Consider the following 23,603-nt stretch of genomic DNA (forward strand, 5'->3'; position numbering starts at 1 on the left):
TCTCCTTAGCTTTCAAAAGTGGGCTGGTAGGTGTCTTTGGAGTAGGTGAATACGGATTTATCGAAGTCGTTGTATTCCTCGTAGCGCACCAGTTCATAAAGGCGGGAGCGGTGTTGCATGCGCTCAAGCCAATCGGTTTGAATCCCGGTTTCTTGCATATCGCGCAGGAAGTCTTCGGTCGCCCCCATAGCCACGCGGAAAGAGGAAACGGGCCAAATAACCGCGTTATAGCCGAGGTCTTCTAGCTGTTGCGCCGAGAGCAGCTCGGTTTTGCCGAACTCGGTCATATTTGCCAGCAGTGGGGTATCCACCGCGACGCGGAATTTCTCAAAATCTTCCGGCCGGTACAGCGCCTCGGTGAAGATGAGGTCTGCTCCAGCATCGGCATAGGCCTTGGCACGGTCGATGGCATCATCGATGCCGTTTACTCCTGCGGCGTCGGTGCGGGCGCAGATAATGAAATTCGGGTCGCGCCGCTCGTTGACCGCGGCGCTAATGCGGCGGACCATGATGTCTTTGTCCACCACTTCTTTGCCGTCGAGATGCCCGCAGCGCTTCGGGTTAACTTGGTCCTCAAGGTGGCAGCCGGCAAGACCAGCGTCCTCGAGTGCGGCGATGGTGCGGGCGGCGGACATGGGTTCGCCGAAGCCAGTGTCGGCGTCGACAAGCACAGGCAAATCCGTCGCACGAGCAATCTGCCCGGAGCGCTGCGCCACCTCGCTCAGGGTGGTCAGGCCAATATCGGGAAGACCCAAATCATTAGCCAGCACCGCACCGGAGACATAAACGCCGCCGAAACCACCGATATCCTGGATTAGGCGCGCGGTCAGGGGATTGAACGCGCCCGGCAGACGGGTAATGGTGCTGGATTCAAGGTGAGCGCGGAAATCCTGGCGCTTTTCCGCGGCAGTTTTCAAAGAGCCAAATAGTCCTGCCATTAGAAGATTCCTTTCGGTTTCTCAGGCGCGCTGGCCACGTGAGCATCAGTCACCCGAACGTTGAGCTCGGTCAGGTCGGTGAGGTTTTCCAAGTTCTGGACCGCATTGAGGAAACGTTCTTGTTCGGCCTCCTCCACGATGCCGGCCGCAAGCTTGGTGAATTTCTCTATGTACTGCTCGCGGGCAAATGGGCGCGCGCCCAGCGGATGGGCATCAGCAACTGCGCGTTCATCTTCTACCACGGTGCCGTCTTTGAAGGTGATAACCGCCTTGCCGCCGAAGGCCTTTTCAGACAGGTCGTTGGAGTGATAGCGGCGGGTCCACTCGGGGTCTTCGACAGTGGAAATCTTGTGCCACAGCTCGATAGTCTCCGGGCGGTTGGCGCGCTCGGGCGCGTAGGAAGCCTCGTGGTCCCACTCGCCATCCTCGAGGGCTACGGCAAAGATGTACATGATGGAGTGATCCAGCGTCTCGCGAGAAGCAGAGGGATCCATCTTTTGTGGATCGTTGGCACCGGTACCGATGACATAGTGCGTATGGTGCGAGGTGTGCAGAACAATGGACTCGATGTCCGCAGTCTGCAGGCCCTTTTCTGCCAAGGTTTTCTTTAGCGCAAAGGCCATATCGATGGGCGCTTGGGCCTGGTATTCAGCCGAGTGTTCCTTGGTATAGGTATCCAAGATGGCGCGCTTTTCCTCGCCAGGTTCTGGCAAGGGGACCGTGTAGGTGCGCTCCGGCGAATGCAGCATCCACGCGATGAATCCATCCTCGCCTTCCCAGATGGGCGCCGGCGCACCTTCTCCGCGCATCGCCCGGTCAACGGCTTCAATAGCCATCTTTCCCGCGAAGGCTGGGGCGTAGGCTTTCCAAGAGGAAATCAAGCCCTTACGGGATTGCCGGGTGGCGGTAGTGGTGTGCAGCGCCTGGCCCACCGCCTGGTAGATGGTGTCCTTATCTAGACCGAGCATGGTGCCGATACCGGCGGCTACAGAAGGGCCGAGGTGTGCCACGTGATCAATCTTGTGCTCGTGCAGGCACATGCCTTTCACGAGGTTGACCTGGATTTCATAACCGGTAGCGATGCCCCGGATAAGGTCTCGACCGTTAAGCCCCTTATGCTGGGCAGTAGCAAGCAGCGGCGGGATATTATCCCCGGGGTGCGAGTATTCAGCAGCCAGGAAAGTGTCGTGGTAATCCAGCTCGCGGACTGCGGTGCCGTTGGCAAGCGCGGCCCATTCGGCCGAGTAAGTACCATCCACGCCAAATACCGTGGCCCCTCCCTTACTTACCGGGTGCGCCTGGGCCATGAGGCGGGCGGAGGTTACCGGGCCACGCGCTGCGGAAGCCATCGCCACGGCCGCATTATCGATAATGCGGTTGATAATCATGTCGGTGGTCTCGGCAGGAACCTCTACCGGATCCGCGGCTACTTCTGCCACCTTGTACGCCAAGTGTTCCTCATAAGGGAAATCCTCGGCGGATTTATGGGTTCTTACCTCGTGGTTCTTCACTAGTTGGGTCCTCCTCCACTCTGTAAATGCGTTGTAGCTCACACTAAATGCTTGAATGTGTTACGCACTATAAGTATGGTGTGTGTAATCTAGCGGAATGACTCAGTGAAATCTGCAAAGTTTGTGGTTTCTACTGCTCATAGCGGCGAAAGGCGGCACAGCAACCGATGACCAAGCATTATGCGGGGGCACGAATCCATGCACTGCGCAAACAACGGGGACTCACACAGGTAGCGATGGCCAAACAATTGGGGCTGTCCACCAGCTACCTCAACCAGCTCGAAAACGACCAGCGCCCGCTTACCGTCACCGTGCTTATGCAATTAGCCCAGCGTTTTAACCTGGACCCCGGCTATTTTGCGAACGACCGCGATGCACGCACCATCACCGACCTGCGCCGGATCTTTCCCGAGGCAACCGAAGACTCCTTGGCCGACCTCGCCTCACGCTTTCCGGAACTCATGCCCCGCTTCGTCGATGTCGCCAGCCGCGCTCCGGCGCGCGAGCGCTCCCCTTTTGAGCTCGTGCGAGATTTTTTCTACGACGCCCATAATTACATTCACGAGCTCGATGTGCTGGCAGAAGAGCTCGCCGGCCAGCTCGGTGACCGGGTGCTTCGCCGTGGCCGCCTAGCTTCCCGCATGCACGAAGACCTCGGCGTTACCGTCCGCTTTTCCCGGCCGGGCCCACGCCGCAGCTTCAACCCTGACACCCGGGAGCTTGCGCTTCGCGACGGCCTCTCCGAAGCCCAGCTAGTCTTTGAAATGGCGCTCCAATATTGCCTGCTTGCCTACCGCGATGTCTGCGATAACCTCGTATCCGAGCTTCCGGCGGGCGAAGCCCAAGAATTAGCTACTTTAGGTCTCGCGCAATACTTCGCTGCTGCGGTCACCATGCCCTATCAACCGTTCCTCTCGATAGCTGAGGAAACCCGCTACGATATCGACCTTTTGTGCAACTACTTTGGCACCGGTTTCGAAACCACCGCGCAACGCTTGGCTACTCTCCAGCGCCCGGGTTTTAACGGTGTTCCCTTTTCCTTCATCCGTACCGACCGCGCTGGAAATATCTCCAAGCGCCAATCCTCCACCGCCTTCCACTTCGCCCGCTCAGGAGGCTCTTGCCCGCTGTGGGTAGTCCACCGCGCCTTTGAAACGCCCAACCGCATCACTCGCCAGGTAGCCGCCATGCCGGATGGCCATGCCTACCTGTGGATAGGCCGCTTTGTGCAAGGAACCGCAAAATCCTGGGGCACCCCACGCAAGGAATTCGCCGTGGGCTTAGGCTGCGATATCTCTGAGGCCGACCGCATTGTCTACGCCGATGCACTCAATCTAGATGTATCCGCCGCCACCCCTATTGGCCCTGGCTGTACCGCTTGCCCCCGTGAGCATTGTCCCCAGCGTGCCCTCCCACAAGCAGATCGCCCCATCCAGGTTTCGCTCAATCGCACCGCCGAGCATTCCTACTCCACCTTCTAGCAACGCATGCAAAAGCGCCCGCCCTAGGCTGGTTACCAAGGCGGGCGCAAAAGAAAGGAACCGAAAGAAACTTTACTCCAGATCGTCGTGAGCCACGAGGCGTCGCGCGGCCTCGGTAATGGTGCCGGACAGAGACGGGTAAACGGCGAAGGAATCGGCCAGCTGATTTACGGTGAGCTGGTTGGTCACGGCCATGGCGATGGGCAGAATGAGCTCGGAGGCGGTCGGTGCAACGATGACGCCACCGATAACGCGGCCGGAGGTCGCGCGGCAGAAGAGCTTGACAAAGCCGTGCTGGAGCGAGCGCATCTTGGCGCGCGGGTTGGTATTCAGCGGCATGGTGATGGTGCGGGCGGCTACCTCACCGGCCTCGATTTCTGCCTGGGTGAAGCCTACAGCGGCAATCTCTGGGCGGGTAAAGACGGCGTTAGCCACGGTCTTTAGACGCAGAGGGGACACACCCTCACCGAGGGCGTGATACATAGCTACGCGGCCCTGCATTGCAGCAACGGAAGCCAACGGGAAGAGGTCAGAGCAGTCGCCAGCGGCGTAGATGCCCGCGATATTAGTGCGGGAGACGCGGTCAACCTGAATGTGGCCAGACTTGGCGGTTTCCACGCCAACGTTCTCCAGCTTCAAGTCCTTGGTATTCGGGATGGAGCCGATAGACATGATGACATGGGAACCGGTAATTTCGCGGCCGTCTTGAGTGGTCACCAGCACATTGCCGTCCTCGGTGCGATTGACGGTTTCCACGCGGCAGTTCTTTTCCAGCTCAACGCCGCGCTCGCTAAGCACGGTCTCGAGGACGTCGGCCGCGTCGGCGTCGTCATGCGGCAAAATGCGGTCGCGGGAGGCAACCATGGTGACCTTAACGCCCAGCTCCGCAAAGGCGGAGACGAACTCGGCACCGGTGACGCCGGAACCGACGACGATGAGGTGCTCCGGCAGCTCGGTGAGGTTATAAACCTGCTGCCAGGTAAGGATGCGTTCGCCATCCGGCTGCGCACCAGGTAGCACGCGCGGGGTGGCGCCGGTAGCTACCAAGACGAGATCTGCGTTAATGGTTTCCTCGTGGCCATCCTCATTGAATACGGCAGTGACCTTATGGCCGCCGAAGGCATCGGCTTCCTGATCCTCTGGGAAATAGCCGCGGCCATCGATAACGCGTGCGCCCAGGGACTCCACAGTGGCGCGGATATCGGAGGACTGCTTGCTTGCCAGATCCTGCACGCGCTTATTCAGTGCGGTCAAGGAAAGATGGGCCTGACCAATGCCCTGGTTAAGTTCCATATCCTCGGCACGGCGCAGGTCGGTCTTGATATTGGCACCAGCGATGAAGGACTTGGAAGGAACACAGTCCAAGATAACGCTGTTGCCGCCCATGCCCTGGTCTTCAATAATGGTGATTTCTGCACCATATTTAGCACCTGCCAACGCGGCCTCATAGCCGGCTGGGCCGCCGCCGATGATGACGATTCGCTTGGTCTGGTTCAACACGCACTTGCTCCTTTATCGGCTCCACTTTAAAAGTCGCTTACGAGTCTAACGTGTGGGACCTTAAAGCGCGTTAGTCTGTCTCCGCATTCTCCCCTATGAACTGCTCAACCACGGCGCCGAAGAGTTTGATGCCCACGCCGATGGCTCGCTCGTCCACGATGAGATCGCCCATGTGCAGGTCATGCTGTTCGCCTTCGCCGGACCAGCAGCCCAGCCGCGCCATGGAACCAGGGACCTTTTCCAGGTACCAAGAAAAGTCTTCGCCACCGGAGGACTGCGGGGCTTGGACCACGGCCTGCGGGTCGATGGATTGGGCGGCGGAGGCAAGCAGGGCGGTTGCGACGTCGTCGTTAAGCACCGGTGGAACGCCGCGGTTATAGGTCAGCTCATGTTCTACGCCTACCGGCGCGAGGATTTGATCCACCAGTTCGGTAAAGAGGCTTTGCATATCGCGCCAGATGCCAATATCGGCCGTGCGCATCGTGCCAGTCAGGCTGCCGGTCTCTGGAATGGCATTGGGCGCATAGCCGGAATTGACCTGGCCAAAGACCAAAACGGTGCCGGTGCGTGGGTCAACGCGGCGCGAAAGCAGCGCGGGCAGTTCGGTGATGACCTTGCCAAGGGCATAGACGACATCGGCGGAAAGATGTGGCCGGGAGGTATGCCCACCCGGGCCCTTGATATTGAGCTCCACGACGTCAGTGGCGGAGGTAATCGCCCCAGCGCGAATACCAATTCGCCCCACGCGCAGCTTGGGCTCGGCGTGGATGGCAAAAATAGAATGCACGCCTTCCAGCGCGCCCCATTCAATAACGTCGGTCGCCCCACCGACCCATACTTCCTCGGCCGGTTGGAAGATGACTCGAATACCCAGCGGCAGGGCGTGGACGCGCTGAAAATCCGCCAATGCGCAAGCCAAGCCGAGGGCCACGGTGGTGTGTACATCGTGGCCGCAAGCATGCATCTTGCCGGGCACCTCAGAGGTATATTCCAGGCCGGTGACCTCGGTAACTGGCAGGGCATCAATATCCGCACGGAAAGCTAATCGGCCTAATTCCGTATCGGGGCCAATGTCTACCATGAGGCCGGTCTGTGGGAAACGCTGGGGCACCAGACCGTAGTCCTGCAGGATTGAGGCGAGAAAGTTGGTGGTTTCTACCTCTTGGTTCGCGGTTTCCGGGTGGCGGTGGATATGGCGCCGCCACGCGATGACCTCCGCACGGTGGGCATTGAACCACTCGTTGATGAATTCCGAGATCATCCGCGTGCCTTCCCTGTCGTTGAAATACGTCTGGGTGCAAAGTCTACAACTAGACCATGCGGTTCAGTAACTCAGGTGGTGATACGGCTCGCGCTAGGCCGAGGCCCCGTTCCACGTAGCGGCAAACCGCCGCCGGTCCACATAGCCCTGTGGGAAGGGCGCGACATCCTCGGCGGCCGCCACCGCGGAGTCAGCTAAGTGCCCTTCCACCACGTCCCCACCGGCTGGCAGCAATACCGCCGGCGGGATCTCTAGGGCTAGGGCCAGCTTATATACCGTAGAAAGCTGCGGGTCGGCCATGGCATGCACGCCATTTTCATTGCGCTCCAAATTGGAAATTTGGCTGCGGGAGACCCCAGAAATCTCCGCGAGCGCCTGTTGCGAAATCCCCCTACGTTTCCGCACGCGCCGCAATTGCTGTGAAAATCCGTGGCCATAACTCGACCACATTAAATGAATGAAACTCATATACTCCCCCTGGAAAGTGCGGTCGCCTTTCCAGGGAGAACACTACCTTAAAGGTCGATATTGCGCGGGCCGTAGAGGCGGTCGCCAGCATCGCCCAAGCCCGGCACGATATAAGCCTCTTCATTCAGGGAAGGATCGATGGCGGCGGTAACCAAACGTACCGGCAGGCCGGATTCGGCCAGCGCATCCACGCCCGGTTGTGCCGAGACCATGCAAATGGCGGTGATATCGGTGGCGCCGCGGTCAGCAAGTAGGCGCAATGCGTGCAGCAGAGAACCACCGGTAGCCAGCATCGGATCCACCACAAACACAGTGCGGCCGGTGAGATCTTCCGGCAGTGCTTCCAAGTACGGCACCGGTTCGTGTGTCTCTTCATTGCGGGCCATGCCGATAAAGCCGACCTGTGCATCCGGAATCATGGACAGGGCCGGATCCACCATGCCCAGCCCGGCGCGGATAATTGGCACGATAATGGGCGGGTCCTGCAGGCGGGTGCCTTGGGCGGTAGAAACCGGGGTGGCGCAGTCGAAGTTCTCCACGGCAAGGTCGCGGGATGCTTCGTACACGAGCATGGCGCCCAAGTCTTTTAAGGCGGCGCGGAAGGCGGAGTTATCGCTGCGCGCATCGCGCATGAGTGTCAGGCGGGCGGCGGCTAGCGGGTGGTCTACTACGTGGATGTCCATGACCACCACTTTAAACTTTTTGGGAACCAAATGGGCCATTGGGCAGTCCAATAGGGCATGAGACCTTTCACGATCGATACCGACTATGCCCGCCACCTTGCCCGCGACCTGCATGCCCAGTCCCAAGGGGAGAATCCGCCCCATCCCGTTTTGCCTGAAGATTCCGCTTTCACTGCTTTTAATGAGGCCGTGCATGCCGCGCTCGATAATGTGGGCGCGCGCATGAGCGTGCTACGCAACGATATGGGGCAGGTAGCCCACTCCGGTTTCCAGATGTCGCGCGAGGCAGAAGATACCGATGCCGCGCTAGGCCAGCATCTTGGGGCGGCGATGTAGATGCTCGATACCGCGCTCAAGCAGATCGCCACTATGCAACCGGCGCAGCTTCCGGAGGTAGAGCTTCCCCGCGTGCCGGACCTTTCCGCCGCCGCGCCTTTGGCAGCCATCGCCCACGGCAATCCCGCTCCTTTACTCGAGTCAGCCAAAAACATCGACCTCGATAAGGAAACCATCTCGGCTGCGCTCGGCCAGGCCCGCACCTTAGTGACAGGCACCATCCGGGATCTGGTGGGCATCGCGACACAATTGCTGCGCCAGGGACTTCCCACCGCGCTGGGTCTTCTTTCGCTGGATCCGTCCACGCGTGCCGCCGCCATGGCCAAGCTGCGCGCGCTTGTCTCCCAGCACCTGGGCATGGCTACTGCTCGCGTGCAACGCCTGATGGGTGATCTCAGCGCTGCCGCTCAATCTTTACAACCGGTGGCGCAGCGGCCGGTGCACTCCGCGCTTGCCGACGCCCCCGCGCACCCCACCAGCTCCCCACATCCCACTACCCTTCCGGAACAACCTGCGGCAGGCGCTGGAGCCGACGCCACGGCACACGAAGCGCACTCTCCCTCGCCCACACCAGAGCCCGCGGCCGAAGGTGGTTCTGCCGCCGGTCAGGCTGCCGTCGCCGCCGCGAAGAGCCAAGTGGGCCAGCCCTATGTATGGGGAGGTACCGGAAACGGCGGCTTTGATTGTTCGGGGCTTACCCAATGGGCCTACTCCCAGGCCGGGGTGGAGTTACCGCGCACTGCGGACCAGCAAGCCATCGGTCAGCAGGTCAGCGCGGATCAATTGCAGCCCGGTGACCTGGTGGTCTGGGATGGGCACGTAGCAATGTATTCCGGCAATGGCGAAATAGTAGAGGCTGGAGATCCGGTGCAAACCAACCCGCTGCGCACTACAAATATGGGCATGCAATTCAAAGGATTTTGGCGCCCCACGGCCTAAGGCCGATGCGCTCTCGCGCGGTACTTGAGGCGTTGGGTAGACTAAAACGCCATGAGCACCCGCGCAATTGTACCTGTAAAGCTCTCGCTGACCGAGGGCGATTTTTATACCCTCTGGGCACCCAAGTGGCGCCAAAGTGGCTCCGAGTGGCAGGCCTTTCTAGGCGATGATGAGGCTGTCTTAGCTTTTAACTCGCCGGCCGAGCTGCTGTGCTTCGTGGAGTCTGGCACCAAGCACGATTTGCTGGATCACCCGCAGTGGGACCAGTTTGCCGGCCGCGATGCCGACCGCGTTACCCCAGCCGGGCGCGATGAGTATGACCTCATCGGCATGCCGGAGGCACTGGCTGGTCGCCCGAGCCACCAGAACGTGTCCACCGTGGCCCGCAACCTGGAGATTGCCTCCGCGCTTGCTGACGTCGCCGGTGCAGAACACACCACCATCTTCTTCGCTTCCCACTCCATTCTGCGCAATGTCTCCCGCGGCGCCGACCACTACTCCGGCGAGCAGGGCATGAGCGAGTGGTCCGGCGTGGGCCACGTCATCGCCGGCAATTGGAAGGGAGTCATCGAGGATCTGGATCAGCACGTTCGCGTGGTCTCCACCGATGACTTTGACGCGGCCAAGGTTTCCGATGCCAAGGAGCGCATCTCTTCTGCTGCCGCCGCCTCCGCCGCTGCGGCCAAGGAAGCCGAGGAAAAGCGCAAGGCCGCCGCCGAGGCAGCCGACCCGTACGATAATTCCCCGTGGGCCGCCGCCGGCATCGATCCCATCAAGATCACCGCACAATCCAAGTCCGTCTACACCTTGCGCACCTACCTGGACGGCAAGCCCATTTTCTTGGGCAAGTGGGGAGAGATCTTCACCTTCGATTCCCCGAAGACCTTGGTGCGCTGGATCATGGACAACGATGACCACGACCTAGCCCGCGTATCCACCTGGGAAGAGGTTGTCTCCGCTGCCAACGCCGGCGAATTGGAGGTACAGGTCCACCCGGATAACCAGTACTCTTTCAATGGCATTGTGCGCGATATCGAAAAGGGCCCAGAGGCCGTCGATTCTGATCAGATGGCGCGTTGCTACGAAGTATGCGCCGATGCCGCCGACTGGGCGGGCGACGATTCCATTAACTCCTATATGCTGGCCAACCCCCGCCTGCAGGACTACTTGGGCTACATGCTCGGCTCTACCGAACACGCCGGCTATGTCCCCTCCAAGCCTTATACCGAGCACGCCGAGTCGTGGAAGGGCTTGGAAGACATGCTCATCAAGCGCTTCTCCAAGTTCTAAACCCGCACGGTCTGCGCCGCCTTATCTTTCCCGCATCTCATAGCAGGTAGGAGGAGAAAGGGCGGCCTTTCTGCGTTTAGTGGCCCCGTACTTCTTTTTCTTGGCATCATCGGCGCCGGCAAGGCTGGCGAAAACAACGCCCACGACACGTGCGTGTTGTAGTTCATCGCTTGACCTCCCCCAGTATGTGACTCTAAAGGTGGCGGCGGAGGTGGTCAATGAGGGCGTCGATAAGCTCACGCGATTGCGGGGCCTTGGGTTTAATTTGGTCAAACCCGTGGTAGGCGCCGGCCCACACGTCCAAAGTGGTTTCCACGCCAGCCGCGTCGAGGGCTCGAGCAAAGGCGACGGATTCATCGCAGAAGAGGTCGATGCCACCGACTCCGATCCAGGTCGGCGGCAGGCCGGAGAGATCGCCGCGCGTGGCCGGCGAAGCATAGCGCGGCAGGTCAACATCCAGGTGATCGTTTCCCAGGTACATGGACCACGCGCCGCGGTTCGAGCCGGCCGTCCAAATGAATTGGCCCACCGCGCCGGACTTATCCGTGGTGCGGTGATCGAGCATGGGATAGACCAATCCGAGCGCGCGGACCGGGTGCCCCTCGTCGAAGGCACGTTGAACCAAGCCTGCGGCGAGTCCGCCGCCTGCGCTATCACCGGCGACGGCGATGCGCGAGGTATCCCCGCCCAAGGTATCGCCGTGTTCTTGCACCCAGCGCAGCGCCGCGTAGCACTCATCATGGTCCGCGGGGAACGGCTCCTGGGTGGATTTATGGTAGCGCGGAGCCACCACGATGGCGCCGAACTCGGCCGCCATGCGAGCATTTTGCGGGTCATACATAGCAGGCCCACCGATGAGATGGCCGCCGCCGTGCGTCCACACCACCACGGGGCGCGGTCCTGATGCGGCTGCCCCTGCGGTAGCGCCGCGTGGGGTAAGTACGCGGGCGCTAAAAGCGTGGCCATCGAAGGAGGCGGAAAACTCCGTAATGTCCACCGCATGCCGGATTGGTCGAGAAAAGTCGATGGTGGCGAAGAAGCGGCTGGCGTGGGCAAAGGTGGCGTCGGGAAGCACATGCATCGGCAGATATAAAACCGGGCTGCGCAACCCCGGTGCCACCTCGCGCAGGTACGGCCGGCGGCTTAGCCCATACGCCACCGCCCCCGCGGCCGCGGCAACCCCGGTTAGGGCTGCCCCGGCCTTGAGAACTCGCGGTATGTGCATTTAGAAGTCGCGCAGGATGCGCTGTGCCAACGGCTCGGAAGATGCCGGGTTCTGACCGGTATAGAGGTTGCGGTCCACAATCACGTTCGGGGACATGGGATCGGTTTCCTGGTAATCCGCGCCGAGCTCACGCAGGCGGGTCTCCAGCGCCCACTTAGCGGCGGCAACCATCTCCTCGCCTTCCTCTGCATTGCTAAAGGCGGTCATCTTGTAGCCCTTGAACGGCCAGTTCTCGTTATCCACTGCCAGCATCGCTGCCGGGGCATGGCAGACCAAGCCGAGGGCGCGGCCAGAATCCATGCGAGCCTGCAAGAGCTTAGCGGAATCCTGGTCATAGGCCAGATCCTCCATTGGACCGTGGCCACCTGGGTAGAAGATGAGGTCATAGTTTTCCTCATTGACATCGGCCAGGTTCATCGGGTTCTCAAGCGCTACGCCCAACTCTGCCAGGTAGTTCTCCTGTGCCTCACGCACGTTGTCTGGCAGTACCTCCAGGCTGTACTCGTCTACGACCGGAGCCTTCGCACCCGGGGTGGCGAAGTGGATATCCCAGCCCGCGCCCTGGAAGACGCGGTGCGGGGCAATAAGCTCCTCGGCCCAATAACCGGTCGGGCGCTTGGTGCCATCGGCCAGGGTCCATTCCTCAGCGGCGGTAACAACAAAAAGTACAGAAGTCATGTAATTCTCCTTTAATCGTTTCTACTCTTCAGCGGCGTCTGCCGCATCAGCGAGGGATTCCTCCGTGTCCGGGCCAGCAAGCTCCGGATCAGATAATTCCTCGTATGCTGGCAGGATAACCGTTTCTAGCAGATGCTGCCGTAATTCCTGGTCAGCGAAGGAATTCTCTACCGCTTTGACGGTGAGAGCGAAAAATTCCTCCAGCCCATACCCGAAGGCCTCGCTTAGCGCGAGGAACTGCTTGGTCAGCGTGGTATCACCAGAGGAAATGGTGCAGGTAAAGCCCAGTTGCTGCAGCAGTGGCAGCGGGTGGTCATTGAGGTCCTCGGTTTCCTCAAGGGGAGTAAAGACGAGCGGGATGTGACGGTCGCGGATGTATCCAGAGGCCTGGCCGGGCACAATGCCCTCAATATTCGCGCTGAAGTCATCGATCATATTGACCGGATGGATCAGGCGATTCACGCCTGCCTGGGCGGCACGTTCTACTTCTGCGAAGTCTTCTCCCACCTGGATCTGGGTGGGCAGGTAAGCCGCACGAAAATCTGCGGCCCCGCTCGCTTGGCCCTGCGGCAGGCTATAACCCACCACGGGGGCATCATCAGGCACTGCTTCCTCTGGGGCAGAGCCAGCGAGGACAAGGCGGGAGTCAAGACCAGCGATGCAGGCGGCTGCGGCGGCCTCCACCACAGCGGCAGCGTCGAGGCCAAGCTCTGCGGGGTCTAGGTGCACCTCTGCGTAGACCACGCCGTCTGCGGCCAAGGCCTCGTAGCGCTCACGGATGGTCGCGGTAAGCTCCTCCGGCGTAGCGGCCGTGGAGGTAATGGTCTCAAAGAGGGAGATCTTAGGAAGCTTGGCCACCACGTCGGCGGCGGAGTCCTTGTTTTCAGGGCTAATCAAAGGCGCGTCATGCATGCGTCCCATCGTAGGCACGGGCCTAAGATGTGTCATGTCATGAAAAGAATTCTCGCTAGTTCTCTCACCGCCGTCTTGCTGAGCGGCCCACCGCTCGCGCTGGCGGAAGCGCCGACTACTCCTACCACCACGCGAACCACTGCCCCGGATACCGATAGGTGCCCCCACGCCGAGCGGCCGGAAAAGGCCACTACCACCTCGGAGCGGCTCGCCCCCGGGCAAGCCTCTCCCACCCCGCTGCCGCCGGTGGATAGCGATGAGGCCTGTGGCACTACCCTGCCTGCGGGGTTCCATGTGGACAAGGATGTAGTGGCCGCAGCATGGATGGTCTCCGATATCGATACCGGCGAGATTATCGCGATGAAGGACCCTAACGGCCGCTACCGGCCGGCCTCTATCATTAAGGCGCTGCTGGCGCTCGTGGTCATCGACGAACTGGATCTGCACAAGAAGGTCGAGGTAGGCGAAGAATCTGCACAGATTGACGGCTCTGCGGTGGGCATCGGTCCCGGTGGCAAATACACGGTGGAGCAGCTCCTTGAAGGATTGCTTATGGCCTCCGGCAACGATGCCGCGCACGCGCTGGCACAGGAATTGGGTGGCGACGAGGTCACTTTGCGCAAGGTCAATGACAAGGCGGCCGAGATTGGCACGAATTCCACCTTTGCGGCCAGCTACTCCGGGCTCGACGCCCCGGGGATGTCTACCTCGGCCGAGGATATTTCCCGCATTTACCGCGCGGCCTTCCATAACCCGACCTTTGCGCGCATTGTCGATACGGAGTCCGTGGATTTTCCCGGCTGGGGAGATTTTGACGGCTACCAATTAGGCAACGATAACGGGCTTTTCCTCAACGATCCGGACGGCATTGGTGGCAAGACGGGTTTTACCGATGATGCGCACCATACCTTCGTCGGTGCGCTCGATCGCCATGGTCGGCGCTTGCAGGCGGTCCTGCTCGATACCACCGTGGAGCACGGCCCGCGTGCCTGGGAACAGGCCCAAAAGCTTTTGTACGAGGCCTATAAGGTTTCCCCTGGGGATGGCGTAGGCCAGCTGCTTGCCGACGCCGACTCTCCTGCCTCCCCCGCACCCACACCTGCGCCCGATACCCAGGCACAATCTGCAAACTCCTCTTTAGCTGGGGTGCAGGGGTGGCTTGGCTGGGTCATCGCTGGCGCTGTAGCTTTGCTGGCTATTTGCGTGGGTGCTTTTTCACTACTTCGGCGTTAGCCCACTCATCGTGGGAGCCGCGGCGGTTATTTTTCTCCGTAATGGTGAAGGTGTGCACGCCGGCACCCACCCAGCTGGCGAAGGTACCAGGTCCCGGCACAATATTGACTAGGCGCCACCACTGACGCTTTGCGGACTGGGTGAGGCTAAGCCGCTCTTTGGTATCGACATCGCGCACTGTGTAGCCCATCAGCAGCTTGGCCGGGCTGGCGCCGAGCCAACACTCAGTGCCCAAAACGTAGAGCAGCAAGATGATGGCACCACCGATAAACGTCGAGAGTTCATCCACACCACCAGAAAGCAGCGCGCCGCCGAAGCTACCGCTGATGAGTGAGAAAAAGAATAGGTCCAAAATGGCCATTCCGATGCGCGCATCTTGACCGGCGCGCTGACTGATTTCAGGCGCTGGGTGTTGTAGCAGCGGTGCGGGGACGGCCGCGTTCGCCGTTGCCGGCGGGAATGGATTGTGCTGCGGGGCAAAGGGGTTGCGTGAATACGGCGACCCGTAAGGGCTAGCAGTCTGCGCAAATCGTGGTTCCTGGTGCGCTTGGTACCCCGGTCCTGCCGCCTGACCAGACTGAAAAAACTGAGCCTGCTGCGACTGCTGCGGCTGCTGCTGTTGCTGCGGCCGTGGGCTCCACTGGCCTATCGCGCCCAGCTGTCCCAAGTCACCCCACGTGGGGCGCAGACCCGTCTCACACGCCTTATCGTATTCCGCGCGCTTCGCAGCAGACCCCAAGACGCTGGCGGCGATGCGGAGCTGCGCACGCCGCGGGTCCTCGATGTCTTGACCTTGCTGCTCTAGCGACAAATCCTTGGACTCCAGTAAAACTAAGAGTTCCCGCTCGCCATCGCGGCGGTCTAGTCCCCATTCTTCATAAAGATTCGGTGCGATGTCATTGGCGTTCATAATGTTCTATCTTAAAGCCGAATAGCAGCGGCGTCCTCACCCCTTAGGAGGAGATTTACTTGCGGCGCAGCAAGCTAAACGCACCCACGGCCGCAGCACCCAAAGCAGCACCAATGCCAAAGGTCGCGCCTGCCGGTGCGCCCTCCTTGGCCTCATTGCGCACGCGAATAACGGCTGGCTCTGGGACGGGCGGGTGCGCAAACTTCAGGGACTCGGCGGTGGTGGCGGTCCACGCAGAGATATACAGCACCACGCGCCAAATCAGGTACATGACCACCATGAGCACGATGACCGGACCGAAGACCGCGCCGGCCGGGCTGCCGGTAGCAGAAGACATGATGACCGTAGACAGCTGCTTGAGCAGCTCGAAAGCCACCGCACCGATGGCCGCACCGATGAGGCCAGATTTTTTCGGCACTTTGGTGCGCGGCAAGATCATAATCATCCACCACATGACGATGAAGTTAGCCAATAGGCCCACTGCCAAGCCGACAAAGAAAATCACAAAGTCCATACCCGGGAAGGACTCGATGCCGACCTTCTCAAAAATCTTCTGGGTAAGACCGGAGGAACCTGCGGCAGTTACGCCAAAGGCGATGAGGAACGCCACGATAAGGCCGATGAGGCCTACCAAGTCAGAGAGCTTCTTCTTCAGGAAGGAACCGCCTTCGTTGGCGTCGATGCCCCACATGGCCGAGATGCCAATGCGCAGGTTATTCATCCAGCCCAGTCCAGACCACAGGGTGGTCAAACCACCGATACCGAACATGGCCCCGCGCTGTTCAATGGCCGTATCGAGAATCTCATTGACCGTATCGCCCATATCGCCATCTAGCGAGCTGGTGATCTGGGACTGCAAATCATTGAGCAAGTCCTCGCGGTTAGCCAAGACGGCGGCGACGGTAGCCACGATCAGCATCGCGAGCGGGAAGATGGATAGCACCGAGTAATAGGTGATGCCGGCGGCAAATTGATTGCCGCCTTCTGCACCATAGCGCTCGTTCATGCGCATCAGGTGATCAACGAATCTGGACTTGGCGCGGATCTTATCTACCGCACCAGGTTCGTCGGCATTAGCGCGTTCGATGCCGTAGTGGTCCGTCTTCTTCGAGGAGGATTGCGTGGTGGTAGGCACGTGCTTCCCTTCTTGCTCGCACAGTTTTTATCCCACCTAGAGTAACTGGCAAATGCCCACTTGTCCCTTTGTGGGGTGGTGCATGGGAGAAGCAGCCGCCGACTACTTGCGCAGGCGAGGAAGGAAGCCGACCTTTTCATAGACGTCGTCGACAAGCGGCTGGGCAATCTCTTGCGCCGTCTCTGCGCCCTTGGCCAGAATGCGCTCGAGCTCGCCGCGATCCGCCATCAGCTCATCAAAGCGTGCCTTGAGCGGAGTGGTAAATTCCTGCAGCGCATCTGCGGTATCGACCTTGAGGTGGCCATAGCCCTGGTCGGCGTACTTCTCCACCAAGGAATCGATGGATTCACCGGTCAGCGCGGACTGGATGACCAATAGGTTAGATACACCCGGCTGATTTTCGCGGTCAAAGGCTACCGAACCCAAGTCATCCGTCACGGCGGACTTAATGCGCTTAGCCGAGGTCTTCGGCGCATCTAAGAGGTTGACCAAACCCTTGGGGTTGGCTCCGGACTTAGACATCTTGGAGGTCGGCTCCTGCAGGTCATAAATCTTGGCCGCGCCCTCTGGGATAAACGGCTCGGGCACCTTGAAGGTATCGCCGTACTTATTGTTGAAGCGCTCGGCCAGGTTGCGGGTCAACTCCAGGTGCTGGCGCTGGTCTTCGCCCACGGGCACATAATCCGGCGAGTAGAGCAAAATATCTGCGGCCATGAGGATCGGGTAGGTAAATAGGCCCACCGAGGTGCGGTCCGATCCCTGCTTGGCGGACTTATCCTTGAACTGGGTCATACGGGAGGCCTCACCAAAACCGGTCAGGCACTGAAAGACCCAGGTCAACTCCGTGTGCGCAGGCACATGCGACTGGACGAAGAGCGTGGACTTGTCCGGGTCAATGCCTAGGGCAATAAGCTGGGCGGCACCCGCGATGGTGCGGTTGCGCAGCTCCTCGGGTTTTTGCTCTACGGTTATCGCGTGCAGGTCAGGGATGAAGTAGAAGGCATCATAGCCGTCCTGCAGGTCAATCCACTGCTTGAGCGCTCCCAGGTAATTACCCAGGTGATAGGAATCAGCGGTGGGTTGGATTCCGGACAGGACGCGGGAAACGGTGGAATTGTCTGCAGTCATGGTGCTTTATCCTACCCCCTAGCTCCGGCGCGCGGTCCACATCCTTCCCCAGCAGTGTCCCTCCCGGATCGAAAAATTCCCCCCCGCCCGGAGGGCAGAGGGAATGCGACGCAAAGATTTTAAATCTTGCGGGAGGTGGGGCTGACCACGTCCATCAGGATGGCCCAACCGGAAACCATCAGCGCGCCGCCCACGCCCATGAGCACGATGGGGCCGAGGAAAGCGAAGGACGGACCAACAACGGTCCACCACCAGATGCTCAGGCCGAGGATTACAGCGCCGAGGACGAAAGAAATAATTGCGCGAGCCATGAACTTTCTCCGTTGCAGATTACTGAATTTTTTGACCTACCCATAGTAGCACTACTGCTTGTGTTTAGGCGCCTTGCGCTTGCCGACGTCCCCCTTATTAAAGCTCCACTGCTGCTCCACGTTTACTCCCCTCGCCCCTGGCGAGTGCCGGCCACTCGGCCGGGTAATCGATTGTTGCTTCGGGCGGCGCGCGATGCGGTTGCTGGAAATATCGTCGTAGTCCGCCCCCTCTGCCGCAGTAGAAAAAGCTCGTGTCTTGTTCTTAAACGGGCGGCTTAAAGGCCTAGTCAACGGACGCGTGATGGGGCTGGCGTATCGCGTGGCCGCGCCTGCCTTGCGCTTGGCCTTGCGGGCGCCATCGCGCACGATGCGCGCGGACAACCGCAAACGCGGGTCCATCTGCTGTTCGGCATCACGATATTCGAAGACGGGCAGGCCCTTCTTGAAGTAGATCGCGGCCAAGCGGGCAATAAAGCACACGGAGGCGGTGATGATCGCAGCCGGTTCTTCGGCTAGACCACCGTGGTACAGCGCCATAAATAACGCCGCGGCGAGCACCGAAATAGCGGCGTAGAATTCGCCGGAAAAGACCAGCGGAATGCGATCTGAAAGCAGGTCACGCAGCACGCCGCCAAAGACGCCGGAAATCACCGCAGACACCGAGGCAATAATGAACCCATGGCCCAGGTGGACTGCGATTTGGGTGCCCAGCACCGAAAAGACCGCGAGCCCTAGGGCATCCAAGATGAGGAAGAGATGCCGGAAGTAGTGCATAAGGAAGGACATGCCCACCGTCACCACGGCCGCCACGATAACGATCACCAAATAAATCGGGTGCTCTACCCAGGTAAATGGAGGATCATCGAGGATCATATCGCGCACCGTGCCGCCGCCTAGCGCCGTCATGGAGGCGATCATGGTGACACCAAAAAGGTCGAGCTTTTGGCGTCCGGCGGATAATGCGGCAGTCATGGACTCGGCCGTAATGCCGACTACATAAAGGACGCTAAATAGTGGCGTCATCAGCTGTACTCCACCACTAGTGGGGAATGGTCGGACCAGCGCTGCTCCACGGTGGGGGCCTTTTCCACCCAGGTGCGCTGCGCGCGCTCCAGCATCGGACGGGTAGCCGCCTGATAATCGATGCGCCACCCAGCGTTGTTATTAAAGGCCTGGCCGCGGTAGGTCCACCAGGTATAGGGGCCGTCTTCGTCCGGATGGAGGCGACGGGTCACGTCGAACCACTGTGGCTCTGTGGTTGGGGCCCACGGCTCGCCGCCGGCGTAGTCGACAACGCCCTGCCACTGCCCCAGGTTCTTCTTTTCCTGCGGCTCATCATCCGGGAACGCACCAAAGACGTGGTCCATGAAGGCGCGCTCTTCGGGTAGGTGGCCGGCCTTCTTTTCATTGGCCTTATTATTCTTCAGGTCCTGGGCGCGGTGGCAGACATTCCAATCGCCGCCTATCACCATCTCGGCCGGGCTGCCATCGGAGTTCGTGCGCGCTGCGTTATCCGCCAGAATGTCTTGGAACTCGTCCAAGAAGCGGTACTTTTCATCCAATTTCGGCGAACCCGTATCACCGGAAGGCAGGTACAGAGAAGCGACGCGAATATCGCGGGTGGTAGCGGCAATCCAGCGGCCGGCGTCGCTAAAGGAGCCGAAGCCCACTTCGACGTCGGCAAGCGGGGTGCGAGACAAGATGCCCACGCCGGCGCGGCCCTTTGCGGCGGCGTCGGCAAGAGCCAAATGCCAGCCCGCCTCCAGGGCCGGTGCCAAGGCTTTTTCGGCCTGCTGCGGGGTAGCGCGCACCTCTTGCATGAGCACGATATCGGCCGAAGTCGCCTCTAACCAGGCATTCATGCCGGGATTATTTTCATTGCGCTGCTTACACGCAGCGCGGATTCCGTTGACGTTAACGCTCGCGATGGTAAGGGTCATACAACCAGCATATCGGTCCGTTTATGAATGGCGAGCAAGGCGCTTTTTATCCCACATCGTCGCAGCCCACACCAGGCAACCCGCAGCCGCCAGGCCGGCACCCGCCAGCGCCGGAGCGGAGTAGCCCCAGCCGGCACCCACCACGGCGCCACCAATGGTCGCACCCGCTGCATTCGCAATGTTCAACGCGGACTGGTTGAGTGCGGCGGCCAAAGTCTGGGCGTCGCCAGCCACATGCACCAAGCGCAGCTGCAGCGAAGGCACCAAGGTGGAGCCCATAAACGCTACGCAGCCAAAGCAAATCGTGGCCGGGATGGCGTGTCCGGAGAGGAAATAAAAGGCCGTCAAAATAACGATCAGGCAGGCCAAGGCAAAAATGATGCCAAACTCCAGGTTGCGGTCCGCCAGCCAGCCGCCGAAGGCATTGCCGATGGTCATGCCGATGCCATAGGCCATGAGCACGACCCAGATGAGGCTCTGATCCATGCCGGCAACCTCGGTCATGGTCCAAGAAATATAGGTATAGACGGAGAACATGCCGCCAAAGCCCACCACGCCCATGATGACGGTGAACCACACCTGGCTATTTTTAAACGCCCCAAACTCCGTGCGGATATCGGTCTGTTTCATCTCCGTCATGTGCGGCATCAGGAAAAACAACGCAATGGCGGTGATAATGCCCAGCGCCACAACCACAAGGTAGGCCGCCTGCCAGCCTAACGCGGAGCCAAGCGCCTGCGCGGCCGGCACCCCAATGACCGTGGCGATGGCCAGACCCATGCCTACGTAGGCCATGGCCTTGCCGCGGCCGCCTGGAGGCGCCATGGATGCGGCCGAAAGGTTCGCCACGGAGAAATAAGCACCGTGCGGCATACCCGCAATGAAGCGCGCCACCATGAGGATGGCGTAATTCGGTGCCACCACCGATAGCAGGTTTCCCACCACGAGGAATCCAATGAGCAGCAGGATCAAGCGACGGCGTGGAAGCTTGCCGGTAAAGGCCGCAATCAGCGGGGCACCGACCACCACGCCCATCGCGTAAATGGTGATGAGAGTCGAGGCGTTTTCTTCCGAAATGCCAAAATCATCCGCGATAAGCGGCAGCAGGCCCATCGACACGAACTCCGTAGTGCCAATGGCAAAGGCACCAAGCGCCATCGCCACCATGACAATAGCGCGGCGACCAGCGGTAATCTCCGTTTGTAAAGGCAACGGACGACGCCGAATGCGGGGTTCATGGGCGCTGCGCGGGCTTAGCTCGTCGATGATTTTCATGGAGAGTGAGGGTACACCCCGCGTTTATCTGCAGCATGCCCGCAGCGGGCGGCCGTGAATATCTCCACCCCGCCAGCCAGTGGGTGATGCTAGCCACGCAACCCTTTTCAAGGGGCGCAAATGGGGGATCACTATCAGCAAACTGGCCCACATGCCGCCCACAAAATCGGTACTCTGGGCACTTGAACAATTTTCCAACGTTAATTAGGAGAATCATGGCAAAGATTACGTGGACCCGTACCGATGAGGCGCCGCTGCTGGCGACCTACTCCCTCAAGCCCATCGTGGAGGCCTTCGCTTCTACTGCGGGCATTGACGTAGAAACCCGCGATATTTCGCTGGCCGCCCGCATCGCCGCGCAGTTCCCAGAGCGCCTGACCGAAGAGCAGAAGGTCGAAGACGCCTTGGCAGAGCTGGGCAAGATGGCCAAGACTCCGGAAGCAAATATCATCAAGCTGCCGAATATTTCCGCTTCCCTGGTGCAGCTGAAGAAGGCCATCGCGGAGCTGCAGGCTGCCGGCTACGACCTGCCTGATTACCCGGATAACCCTTCCACCGAGGAAGAAAAGGACATCGCTACCCGCTACGATTCCGTCAAGGGCTCCGCTGTTAACCCGGTGCTGCGTGAGGGCAACTCCGACCGCCGCGCACCGGAGGCCGTGAAGAACTTTGTCAAGAAGCACCCGCACCGCATGGGTGAGTGGTCCAAGGACTCCAAGACCAACGTTGCCACCATGGCGGACAACGACTTCCGCCACAATGAAAAGTCCGTCATCCTGGAAAACGAGGACACCTTGTCCATCGTCCTTAAGACCGCCGACGGCGAGCAGACCCTGCTGCCGGAGTTGCCGGTTCTCAAGGGCGAGGTCATCGACGGCACCTTCATGTCCGCCAAGGCTCTGGATGAGTTCCTCATCGCACAGGTCAAGCGCGCCAAGGAAGAGGGCGTGCTCTTTTCCACCCATCTGAAGGCCACCATGATGAAGGTCTCTGACCCCATCCTCTTCGGCCACGTCGTCCGCGCTTTCTTTGCTGATGTATATGACAAGTATGGCGAGGAGCTGCTGGCTGCCGGCCTCAACGGCGAGAACGGCTTGGGCGCTATCTACGAGGGCCTGAAGAACTTGGACAATGGCGAAGAAATCAAGGCCGCTTTCGATGCCGCGCTTTCCGACGGCCCCGACCTTGCCATGGTCAACTCCCACAAGGGCATCACCAACCTGCACGTGCCTTCCGACGTCATTATTGACGCCTCCATGCCCGCCATGATCCGTACCTCCGGCCACATGTGGAATAAGAACGACGAGGAGCAGGACACCCTCGCCGTCATTCCGGATTCCTCCTACGCTGGCGTGTACCAGGCTGTTATCGAGGACTGCAAGGAAAATGGTGCCTTCGACCCAACCACCATGGGTACAGTGCCAAACGTTGGCCTGATGGCGCAGAAGGCCGAGGAGTACGGCTCCCACAATAAGACCTTCAAGATCCCGGCCGCGGGCACCGTTGAGGTTCGCAATTCCCAGGGCGAGGTCCTCATCTCCCACGATGTGGAGGAAGGCGATATCTGGCGCGCCTGCCAGACCAAGGACGCTCCGATCCAGGACTGGGTCAAGCTCGCCGTCAACCGCGCTCGCCTGTCCGGCATGAAGACCATCTTCTGGCTCGACCCAGAGCGCGGCCACGACCGCAATATCCAGTCCCTAGTGGAGAAGTACCTGCAGGACCACGACACCGAGGGCCTGGACATCTCCATCGAGGACCCGGTAACCGCTACCAAGACCTCCATCGAGCGCATCCGCCGCGGCGAGGACACCATCTCCGTTACCGGCAACGTGCTGCGTGACTACAACACGGACCTCTTCCCCATCCTCGAGCTGGGCACCTCCGCCAAGATGCTATCTGTGGTTCCACTCATGGCAGGTGGCGGCCTCTTCGAGACCGGTGCCGGCGGCTCCGCCCCGAAGCACGTCCAGCAGGTAGAAGAAGAAAACCACCTGCGCTGGGATTCCCTCGGCGAGTTCCTGGCCCTGGCCGAGTCCTTCCGCCACGAAAAGCAGACCAACGGCAACGAGAAAGCCGGCGTCCTAGCCGCTACCTTGGACAAGGCCACCGAGCGCCTACTCAATGAGGGCAAGTCCCCGTCCCGCAAGGTAGGCGAAATCGACAACCGCGGTTCCCACTTCTTCCTGGCCACCTTCTGGGCCGAAGAGCTGGCTAACCAGACCGATGATGCCGATCTCGCCGCAGCCTTCAAGGACGTGGCTTCCCAGCTGTCCTCCCAGGCAGACGAGATCGCCCAGGCGCTTGTCGACGCCCAGGGCAACCCCGCCGACCTCGGCGGCTACTACTGGCCAAATGACGAGAAGACCTCTGCCGTCATGCGCCCAGTTGCTAGGTTCAACGAGATCATTGACGGACTGAAGAAGTAATTCTTCCCAGGCAAAAGCCG

At 60.2% G+C, this 23,603-nt stretch carries 22 protein-coding genes; 6 read left to right on the forward strand and 16 right to left on the reverse strand.

Features of this window, described 5'->3' with window-relative positions:
* Window positions 1–5 precede the first annotated feature (5 nt).
* Window positions 6–938 carry a methylisocitrate lyase gene (gene prpB, locus WMP97_RS03925; RefSeq protein ID WP_340439855.1) on the reverse strand — a complete coding sequence of 311 codons (933 nt, stop codon included), beginning with the start codon at window positions 936–938 and terminating at the stop codon, window positions 6–8.
* On the reverse strand, window positions 938–2,449 hold the full coding sequence (gene prpD, locus WMP97_RS03930) for a 2-methylcitrate dehydratase PrpD (RefSeq protein ID WP_340439856.1): 1,512 nt from the start codon (window positions 2,447–2,449) through the stop codon (window positions 938–940). The genes prpB and prpD overlap by 1 nt, the downstream gene beginning before the upstream one ends.
* 167 nt (window positions 2,450–2,616) lie before the next feature.
* Here prpD and WMP97_RS03935 point away from each other — a divergent pair, with 167 nt between their 5' ends.
* The gene (locus WMP97_RS03935; RefSeq protein WP_340439857.1) at window positions 2,617–3,930 is read left to right on the forward strand and encodes a short-chain fatty acyl-CoA regulator family protein; all 1,314 of its coding nucleotides are present in this window, start codon (window positions 2,617–2,619) and stop codon (window positions 3,928–3,930) included.
* 72 nt (window positions 3,931–4,002) lie between these two features.
* Here the strand turns inward: WMP97_RS03935 and WMP97_RS03940 are convergent, their stop codons facing one another.
* From WMP97_RS03940 to upp, 4 genes are all read right to left on the reverse strand, one after another.
* Window positions 4,003–5,430 (reverse strand): NAD(P)H-quinone dehydrogenase, encoded by a 1,428-nt coding sequence (locus tag WMP97_RS03940; protein ID WP_023020677.1) that lies wholly within the window; start codon window positions 5,428–5,430, stop codon window positions 4,003–4,005.
* Window positions 5,431–5,500: 70 nt separating this feature from the next.
* A complete protein-coding gene (locus WMP97_RS03945) occupies window positions 5,501–6,691 on the reverse strand; it encodes a M20 family metallopeptidase (RefSeq protein WP_049359615.1) in 1,191 nt (396 codons plus the stop codon).
* Between the two features lie 93 nt (window positions 6,692–6,784).
* Complete coding sequence (locus WMP97_RS03950; RefSeq protein WP_445293079.1) at window positions 6,785–7,096, reverse strand: helix-turn-helix domain-containing protein; 312 nt, start codon at window positions 7,094–7,096, stop codon at window positions 6,785–6,787.
* Between the two features lie 110 nt (window positions 7,097–7,206).
* Window positions 7,207–7,842, reverse strand: coding sequence for a uracil phosphoribosyltransferase (gene upp / locus WMP97_RS03955; protein WP_239205855.1), 636 nt, complete (start codon window positions 7,840–7,842; stop codon window positions 7,207–7,209).
* 57 nt (window positions 7,843–7,899) lie between these two features.
* On the opposite strand from upp, the gene WMP97_RS03960 reads away from it, so the two are divergent.
* The 3 genes from WMP97_RS03960 to WMP97_RS03970 are packed head-to-tail and all read left to right on the forward strand — an operon-like array spanning window position 7,900 to window position 10,407.
* A complete protein-coding gene (locus WMP97_RS03960) occupies window positions 7,900–8,178 on the forward strand; it encodes a hypothetical protein (protein ID WP_049383645.1) in 279 nt (92 codons plus the stop codon).
* The gene (locus tag WMP97_RS03965; protein WP_301732315.1) at window positions 8,179–9,117 is read left to right on the forward strand and encodes a C40 family peptidase; all 939 of its coding nucleotides are present in this window, start codon (window positions 8,179–8,181) and stop codon (window positions 9,115–9,117) included.
* A gap of 51 nt (window positions 9,118–9,168) precedes the next feature.
* Complete coding sequence (locus tag WMP97_RS03970) at window positions 9,169–10,407, forward strand: hypothetical protein (RefSeq protein WP_239208257.1); 1,239 nt, start codon at window positions 9,169–9,171, stop codon at window positions 10,405–10,407.
* Between the two features lie 193 nt (window positions 10,408–10,600).
* Here WMP97_RS03970 and WMP97_RS03975 read toward each other — a convergent pair whose 3' ends face one another.
* From WMP97_RS03975 to WMP97_RS03985, 3 genes are read right to left on the reverse strand one after another with little or no spacing between them, the layout of a single operon-like run.
* A complete protein-coding gene (locus WMP97_RS03975; RefSeq protein ID WP_340439858.1) occupies window positions 10,601–11,632 on the reverse strand; it encodes an alpha/beta hydrolase in 1,032 nt (343 codons plus the stop codon).
* Complete coding sequence (locus tag WMP97_RS03980) at window positions 11,633–12,310, reverse strand: type 1 glutamine amidotransferase domain-containing protein (protein ID WP_301732312.1); 678 nt, start codon at window positions 12,308–12,310, stop codon at window positions 11,633–11,635.
* Window positions 12,311–12,331: 21 nt separating this feature from the next.
* Window positions 12,332–13,222, reverse strand: coding sequence for an adenosine deaminase (locus WMP97_RS03985; RefSeq protein ID WP_340439859.1), 891 nt, complete (start codon window positions 13,220–13,222; stop codon window positions 12,332–12,334).
* Window positions 13,223–13,261: 39 nt separating this feature from the next.
* Between WMP97_RS03985 and WMP97_RS03990 the strand changes: the two genes are divergently transcribed.
* Window positions 13,262–14,455: a D-alanyl-D-alanine carboxypeptidase family protein gene (locus WMP97_RS03990; RefSeq protein ID WP_239205843.1), complete on the forward strand. Its 1,194-nt coding sequence runs from the start codon at window positions 13,262–13,264 to the stop codon at window positions 14,453–14,455.
* Here the strand turns inward: WMP97_RS03990 and WMP97_RS03995 are convergent.
* The 7 genes from WMP97_RS03995 to WMP97_RS04025 all read right to left on the reverse strand — a co-directional run bounded on the left by WMP97_RS03995 (window position 14,418) and on the right by WMP97_RS04025 (window position 21,154).
* A complete protein-coding gene (locus WMP97_RS03995; protein WP_239205841.1) occupies window positions 14,418–15,365 on the reverse strand; it encodes an RDD family protein in 948 nt (315 codons plus the stop codon). The two genes, WMP97_RS03990 and WMP97_RS03995, sit on opposite strands and share 38 nt — an antisense overlap.
* A gap of 55 nt (window positions 15,366–15,420) precedes the next feature.
* On the reverse strand, window positions 15,421–16,500 hold the full coding sequence (locus tag WMP97_RS04000; RefSeq protein WP_340439860.1) for a YhjD/YihY/BrkB family envelope integrity protein: 1,080 nt from the start codon (window positions 16,498–16,500) through the stop codon (window positions 15,421–15,423).
* 102 nt (window positions 16,501–16,602) lie between these two features.
* Entirely contained in the window at window positions 16,603–17,628 is a 1,026-nt protein-coding gene (trpS, locus tag WMP97_RS04005; protein ID WP_340439861.1) for a tryptophan--tRNA ligase, read from the reverse strand.
* Window positions 17,629–17,747: 119 nt separating this feature from the next.
* Complete coding sequence (locus tag WMP97_RS04010; protein WP_049383615.1) at window positions 17,748–17,939, reverse strand: hypothetical protein; 192 nt, start codon at window positions 17,937–17,939, stop codon at window positions 17,748–17,750.
* Between the two features lie 51 nt (window positions 17,940–17,990).
* Window positions 17,991–18,962 carry a trimeric intracellular cation channel family protein gene (locus WMP97_RS04015; RefSeq protein ID WP_086587851.1) on the reverse strand — a complete coding sequence of 324 codons (972 nt, stop codon included), beginning with the start codon at window positions 18,960–18,962 and terminating at the stop codon, window positions 17,991–17,993.
* Window positions 18,962–19,879 carry an exodeoxyribonuclease III gene (locus WMP97_RS04020; RefSeq protein ID WP_340439862.1) on the reverse strand — a complete coding sequence of 306 codons (918 nt, stop codon included), beginning with the start codon at window positions 19,877–19,879 and terminating at the stop codon, window positions 18,962–18,964. The genes WMP97_RS04015 and WMP97_RS04020 overlap by 1 nt, the downstream gene beginning before the upstream one ends.
* A gap of 21 nt (window positions 19,880–19,900) precedes the next feature.
* Window positions 19,901–21,154, reverse strand: coding sequence for an MFS transporter (locus tag WMP97_RS04025; RefSeq protein ID WP_200288216.1), 1,254 nt, complete (start codon window positions 21,152–21,154; stop codon window positions 19,901–19,903).
* 215 nt (window positions 21,155–21,369) lie between these two features.
* Between WMP97_RS04025 and WMP97_RS04030 the strand changes: the two genes are divergently transcribed.
* Complete coding sequence (locus WMP97_RS04030; RefSeq protein ID WP_340439863.1) at window positions 21,370–23,583, forward strand: NADP-dependent isocitrate dehydrogenase; 2,214 nt, start codon at window positions 21,370–21,372, stop codon at window positions 23,581–23,583.
* The last annotated feature ends 20 nt before the right edge of the window (window positions 23,584–23,603 follow it).

The sequence above is a fragment of the Corynebacterium sp. KPL4072 genome, from assembly GCF_037908395.1.
GTDB lineage: Bacteria > Actinomycetota > Actinomycetes > Mycobacteriales > Mycobacteriaceae > Corynebacterium > Corynebacterium kefirresidentii.